Below are 1,560 nucleotides of genomic sequence, written 5' to 3'. Positions count from 1 at the left end.
TCCCTGGCCCGGGAGATCCTCCAGCGGCCCCACGGTGAGCTGACCCCCGCGCACATCACGGAAGCGCTGAACACCGTGCGGACCGCGCACGCGGCCGGCGTCCGCACAGTGACCGCCGCGGCCGCGTTCCGCCTGTACACCCTCGGCGCCTTGAACGCGCCCCACAGTGCCCTGACCGACGGCGACGGCACGTTCCAGGGGCGCAGGCTCAGCGGGGACGGGCCCGCGCTGCGGCTGGACGAGCTGGCCGTCCGGACGGCCGACGGCGTCACCCACCGGCCCCCGCCCTGGCCGGGCCGTATGTCCGCGGTCGACGTCGAACGCACCGAGGACGGCCGATACCGGGTGTGGACCAGCGCCGGCATCGCCGAAGCGGACCTCGCCACCATCGCCCACCTCATCGCCCGTGACCCACGGCTGCCCCGCAACCCGGTCGCGGCCATCGTGCTGACCCGGCCCGACCCGGGCCAGCACCTGTCCGCCGCGCTGGCCAACGTCGTCAACGGCCGCGTCTGGTCCACCGACGCGCCCCTGGCACTCACGCCCTCCCCCACCTCACCGAACCGGATGGTCCTCACCCAGCCCGAGAACGGGCAGTGGATCCCCACCGACCCCGGCACCCTGCCGGGCGGCCGACCGGGTTCGGTGACGCTGGCCGACGGCGCCGTCTTCGCCGACGCCAACCTCCTCACCAGCGCCATGCTGTCCGACGACGGCCGCCGTCAGACCGGGATTTCGTACACCGGCGCCGACCCCATCAGTCGGGAGGAGTTGGCGCACTTCCAGGATGCCGTGACAGATCACCTGGAGCGGACCCGGAAGATCACCGGCCCGGCGCCGGCGTTCACCGTCGTCGGTGACAGCACCGAGACCGGTCCGGTCGTCCGGACCACCGAGGACGGCGACGGGCGCCCGCTGTCGGAGCGGGAGACCGTCGGACTCCTGGGGCGCGCCCAGGCGCTGCGCAACTTCCGGACGCACTCCGGAATTCTGCTGATGTGGCCCGGCCTGTCCTCCGGTCCGCTGACGGACCCGCTGACGGACATCACCGACGCGCAGCGCCTGGCCAACGAGAGCGGCACCAGCGTCTTCGTTCCCGCGCCCCCCGAGGGCACCGGGCATCCGCCGCGCATCAAGGAGTTCAGGCCGGAGCCGGCCGGAGCCCGGATCACCGCGCTCGCGCAGCTGACGGCGCTGGGGCCGGTTCCGCAGGCCGGGGAACGGGTGGTCCGCTGGGTGCGGGCGCTGCGCGCGCTCTACGGCTTCGACATCGACACCAGCGCGGCCCGGACGAAGGAGTTCGAGCAGCGGCTGCACGGCCTGGCCGCGTTCGAGCGGCGCTATCTGTCGACCAGTCCCAGCGCACCGCCGTTCTCCTGGAACGCCCTCGCCCACCAGGCTCGCGAGGCGCTCAAGTGGCTTCCCCCGGGCAGCTCCATGGTCGACGGGGCCACCTTCGTGCTGGACTCCCTCGCGACGAGGGAGGACGCGGGCGACCTCCGCACGATGAACGCGATGCGGACGGCCGGGCCCACTTCCGCTCCGCTCCCCGCCCCCGCC

At 73.8% G+C, this 1,560-nt stretch carries 1 protein-coding gene; it reads left to right on the top strand.

Annotated elements, in window-relative coordinates; translation table 11 throughout:
• Positions 1 to 1,560 (top strand): hypothetical protein (locus E0D90_RS26915; protein ID WP_157996956.1); only part of this gene is annotated, 1,560 nt, incomplete at both ends.

This window comes from Streptomyces otsuchiensis, assembly GCF_004305975.1.
GTDB classification, from domain to species: Bacteria; Actinomycetota; Actinomycetes; order Streptomycetales; family Streptomycetaceae; genus Streptomyces; species Streptomyces otsuchiensis.
The sequence above is the reverse complement of the archived record's forward strand: the minus strand, read 5'-3'. Positions and strand labels throughout refer to the sequence as shown.